This window comes from Photobacterium sp. GB-50, assembly GCF_003026755.1.
GTDB lineage: Bacteria > Pseudomonadota > Gammaproteobacteria > Enterobacterales > Vibrionaceae > Photobacterium.
Window position 1 is genome coordinate 1 of the sequence record NZ_PYNX01000040.1, and the last position, 4,455, is coordinate 4,455.

General features: G+C 35.3%; 6 protein-coding genes. All 6 read right to left on the reverse strand.

Going from position 1 to position 4,455, the window contains the following annotated elements:
- Positions 1–307 precede the first annotated feature (307 nt).
- Entirely contained in the window at positions 308–754 is a 447-nt protein-coding gene (locus C9J41_RS21460) for a hypothetical protein (RefSeq protein ID WP_107207434.1), read from the reverse strand.
- Positions 729–1,805, reverse strand: a complete 1,077-nt coding sequence (locus C9J41_RS21465) for a hypothetical protein (protein ID WP_107207433.1) — start codon at positions 1,803–1,805, stop codon at positions 729–731. The genes C9J41_RS21460 and C9J41_RS21465 overlap by 26 nt, the downstream gene beginning before the upstream one ends.
- Before the next feature lie 110 nt (positions 1,806–1,915).
- Positions 1,916–2,416, reverse strand: a complete 501-nt coding sequence (locus tag C9J41_RS21470; protein ID WP_107207432.1) for a GNAT family N-acetyltransferase — start codon at positions 2,414–2,416, stop codon at positions 1,916–1,918.
- A 396-nt stretch (positions 2,417–2,812) separates the two neighbouring features.
- Complete coding sequence (gene soxR / locus C9J41_RS21475) at positions 2,813–3,253, reverse strand: redox-sensitive transcriptional activator SoxR (RefSeq protein WP_107207431.1); 441 nt, start codon at positions 3,251–3,253, stop codon at positions 2,813–2,815.
- A 333-nt stretch (positions 3,254–3,586) separates the two neighbouring features.
- Entirely contained in the window at positions 3,587–3,736 is a 150-nt protein-coding gene (locus C9J41_RS22095; RefSeq protein ID WP_233217700.1) for a LysR family transcriptional regulator, read from the reverse strand.
- A 53-nt stretch (positions 3,737–3,789) separates the two neighbouring features.
- The gene (locus C9J41_RS21485; protein ID WP_107207430.1) at positions 3,790–3,984 is read right to left on the reverse strand and encodes a hypothetical protein; all 195 of its coding nucleotides are present in this window, start codon (positions 3,982–3,984) and stop codon (positions 3,790–3,792) included.
- Positions 3,985–4,455 lie beyond the last annotated feature (471 nt).

Sequence of the window (4,455 nt, forward strand, 5' to 3'; positions counted from 1 at the left end):
CTGCCTCTAATTTAAATTCAGCACTAAATAATCGTCTTGTTCGTTTTGTCATGATGTCACCTATCCATGTTAAGAGGTGATGATATCACCTCTGAGTAGGTGGCCAAATTTAATGTACCACTACAATTTGCCCTCTTTAAGCTGGTAGGTACTAGAAAAAGTATTGATAATTTTTTAATGAAGTAACTTTAGGGTATAAAAAGACCGCCACTATGGGCGGTCATTTAACAGTAATTCTATTAAAGAGATCTAATTCGTGGTGGCGAAAAGAATACTGTATTTATTCTTACAGTACTCATTGGTTATTTTAGTTCTTTGTATAGGTCTTATATACGCCCATATTAGTGTACTTCGTTTTGACTGAGTACCCTTCAGACAAAAGTCGATCATTGATAATAAAATAGGTGAGGGCTGTAACAATAAAACTGACGATAAAGAAAAATAACATTATTCGGTTTTGTACTTTTATTTTTCTTTTTGACCATGAGTATTTTGTTGCCTTTCCTGTTTTTATTATAGTAAAAAACATAGACCACGCATGTATCACTAAACCAATAATCATGATGCCACCAAGTGCATCTCCAATTGATAACTTAATGATAGGAGATAGGTTATAAGCAGAACTTAATGTATCTATCCATGAAGATAACAACCAACAAGACCCAGCAGTAAAAAAAACACAGATAAAGAAAAATTTTATCTTGGTTATTATCGATACCACTTCATCATTATGATTGCATTTTTCTAAGCGCATTAGTCAATTCTCCTGATACGTTTTTAACTTCAAAGAATCTATCAAGAATAAGACTTAGACCGATAGAAATTGCTGCAATTGCTACAATTGCAATTGCTCCACTGCCAACAGCAACAAACATTCCAACAATAAATTCCGCTCCATAAAGTGCGATAGCAGTTTTAATGAAGTCAGTCCCTACATTTCCGAACCAATCATAAAAATCATAATCATCATTAAAAATTAGATCATTAGTATTTATAGCGGCTGAAATAATCATGGTCATAGTACCAGCTTTTAAACCCGCACTAATACGCTGCGTTGGCGCTATCCCTAATTGAACAACTTTCGGATTATCTATCGCATAGGTCTTTTTTCCATTAACCTTGAAACGCATTCCTTTAATAAGAACATGCCGTAACATCTGCTGTCCATTATTTCGAGTGGCAATTGATACACGTGTTTTCCCTTTAATCACTGAATATCGCGCTGTCACACCAAAATCGCCAAAGGCTTGGGCTAACTTAACAGCCCCAAAACCAGTTGCTAAGTATTCGGCCCATGTTTTCGTTTTATCAATATCTTTCAGAATCAATGTTGATGGTATTTGACCTTTTTGATGATATCGATCATCAATCAAGTTTTTAATGGTATGGAATGAATCTTCTTCAGTGAGAAGCAACACAGCTTGATGATTCTTTTCTAATTCTTCTTGAAGTGTACATTGCCCAGTAAACACTTCATTCCCAGAGATATCATTCATTAGTTGTTCATGCTTGAGTGAACTTTTAGCATTGATTCGCTCAATTTCTTCAAGTGTTTTTTTCGCCCTAGCTTCTTTGGCTAGTTCAGATTGCTTAGCGCGTTCAGCCTGTTTTACTAAGCTGTCATGACGATTAAATTCTGTTGGCGGAGATAGCCATGTGAGAGAGTTAGCCATGTAAATTGAGAAGTTTGTTGAATTTGAATCATTATAAAGAATAAAGTGGCTAGGCAATAATTTGCCCAAAATTTTAATGTTAGAAAGATTTGAGCTAATTAATGCATGGTATAGCCATGATAACTTGCTCATTTTTGGACAGAAACTGCTTAGGTGATTTGCTCTATTTAGGCTTACATTTCACTTCGAATATGTGCCGCTGAGCGACACATATCCTTCTCTTTTTCTTTACAGCTCAAAGCCTAAAGAAACTTTTCAATAAGGATTTCATCTACATACTCCCCACGAACTTTTGCATGTTTTTTTGCAGTACCAACAACTTCAAACCCTTGTTTAAGGTAAGCAGTTAAAGCTCGCTCATTATCGCTACGAACGTACGCGAATAGCTTTTCATAACCCTTTTGTTTTGCAACTTCGAAAGTCGAGTTAAAAAGCTGTTTAGAGATACCTTTACCACGAGCACTTTCACAAACAAAAGTACCAATAATGCCTACGTGATCAAAAGATTTTGTATATTGTGCGAACGGCTCGATATTTTGAAATCCAATAACCTTTGAGTCACTCTCGGAAAAAGCAACTGTAAACACTCCATTCTCTGGGAAGTGAGTAATAAAATCTTTCTCTTCTTCAGGTGTAAAGGTCGTATCCAATACAGTGTATAAACCTTCAACAATGATTGGGTTGAGAACATTTGTGATCCCTTCAGCATCATCCAAAGTCACCTGACGTACAACTAATCCCATATAACTCAACTCCATATTATAATTTGAGTTATTTTTTACATGAGCTCATAACTATCAGCAACAATTAATTCCTTTTAAATATAAGCTCGATGTTATTTTCGGCTCATAACGCTTTTTGAAATTAAGAAATGCCTTTATTCAGTCTTATTAAAAACGAAATTCAATAGATAAAATCAGCATAATTCGTTATATGAGATAAAAAATAAACAATAGAAACTAATCAAAAATCACGTTAATACAATATGAATGAGTAATAGTTCTAACAAGAAATGGGGCACTTCTGATTTATGAAGTGCCAACGGTGCATTGTGATCACCAAGCGATTCTGCGCTTGCTTTATTACCGAGGGGAATTGACGGTCTCCACTTTACGTAATTCTTTGACTATCAATATGGGCTAGTCAGAGGTGTGTTGGATGCTAAGCTTCGCGCCTGCCGTCATGATCCCATTGCTGTCGTTATTGTTATATAGCGCACAACTTTCCATTGATAAACAGCCACACTGAATACAACTGCCTAACTGAGTTTGAAGTTGTTTTAACTCATGCATTTTATCTTCAAGCTTTTGATGCCAAAGGGTTGAAAGTTGTTCCCATTGTTCTTTTTTCACATTTTCGTTTAAGGGAATATGCGCCAAGGCTTGCTTGATTTCTTGTAATGTTAAGCCAACATTTTGCGCTGCTTTAATTACCGCTATACGGCGCAGAACAGAGCGCTTATAACGGCGCTGATTGCTCGCGGTTCTATAACTAAGAATGAGTTCTTTTTGTTCGTAAAAATGTAATGCCGAAACACTCACGCCTGCGCGTTTCGCAACTTGTCCTACACTCAATTCCATTTGATTCTCCACATTACATCGTTATTTGTTCTTGCAGCCAGCTTTTAAAGGCTCGATATTTAGGCCGTGTTTCCATTCCTTTCATGTAGGCAATATAGTAGCTTAAATCTGATGCTATCGCTGAAAAGGGGGTCACAAGTTGGCCTGTTGCTAATGGTTTTTTATTAACCGTTGGCGTCCGATAGTAATGCCTAATGAGTTTATTGCTGCTGTTATATACAAGTTACGGTGATTAAAGCGATAGGTTTTTCGGTAATAATCAATATCACTATTATTTACTGTTAGCTATGAGGGCCACGCTTTCGATTGTGTTCGATGTATAAATGTTGCAGCTTATAAGCCCGTTATATCTTTTTTAATTAATCCTAACTCTAAATATTTAATTCGATGGCTTACCGCACTTTGAGATACAGTTAAATATGATGCCGCTTTGGTAAAACAGAGCTCTCTGGCAGCAATATTAACCACATGCATATTTGCCATTTATTTATTGCTCAATCGTGATAGTCGATGCTGGGATTGCACAACAGCGAGTATTACCCCTTATTTTTTTTCTTGCTCTTTTCAGACAGTTCCGTTGTCTTGTCTTTTATCTGATTGACACAACAGTTGCCAATCACGCCGTCTTTTTTCGCTTTAATAGAAAGTTGAATATATAAAAATATGATGAAAAACAGGAATAACACCAAAGAAATAACAATATAGAGTGGAAGTAATTCATCGTTACTCATTGCTTTACCTCATTAAATTAAAGTGAATATCATTTAATATAATAGATAAATGTAATAATGTTAGTTTATATTTACTGTAAAAGTGCAAACATAAAAATTAATTTTTTAAATAGCTTTCATTATTAATAGGCTTGATGCCTAAACCGTCAAAATATGAAAAATATAGATGAGCATTGTGCTATCGCAACTTATTTAAGAAATGAAGTTATAAACTCGTACTACGGAAATATTGACTTTATCTAAGTAAATATCAAATAAGAGTGAAAGGCGTTAATCGAGGGTATTTCTTATGTTTTGATTGTTTCTCGTCAGAACCATGTTGACAAGAAAAGCCGATCTTATGATCTAATGCCGATCGTTTAAGGTACTTGAACGATCCTAAGATTGCGTAATAATCCCTACCAACGTTTGTTGGTAGGGATTTTTATATGTTAGTTGATGAGTTAAACCAAGCGCATGAAACGATGGAAA

Coding starts and splice junctions, on each gene's coding strand:
- C9J41_RS21460 (WP_107207434.1), bottom strand. CDS start 754: ATGCGCTTAGAAAAATGCAATCATAATGATGAAGTGGTATCGATAATA.
- C9J41_RS21465 (WP_107207433.1), bottom strand. CDS start 1,805: ATGAGCAAGTTATCATGGCTATACCATGCATTAATTAGCTCAAATCTT.
- C9J41_RS21470 (WP_107207432.1), bottom strand. CDS start 2,416: ATGGGATTAGTTGTACGTCAGGTGACTTTGGATGATGCTGAAGGGATC.
- soxR (WP_107207431.1), bottom strand. CDS start 3,253: ATGGAATTGAGTGTAGGACAAGTTGCGAAACGCGCAGGCGTGAGTGTT.
- C9J41_RS22095 (WP_233217700.1), bottom strand. CDS start 3,736: ATGGCAAATATGCATGTGGTTAATATTGCTGCCAGAGAGCTCTGTTTT.
- C9J41_RS21485 (WP_107207430.1), bottom strand. CDS start 3,984: ATGAGTAACGATGAATTACTTCCACTCTATATTGTTATTTCTTTGGTG.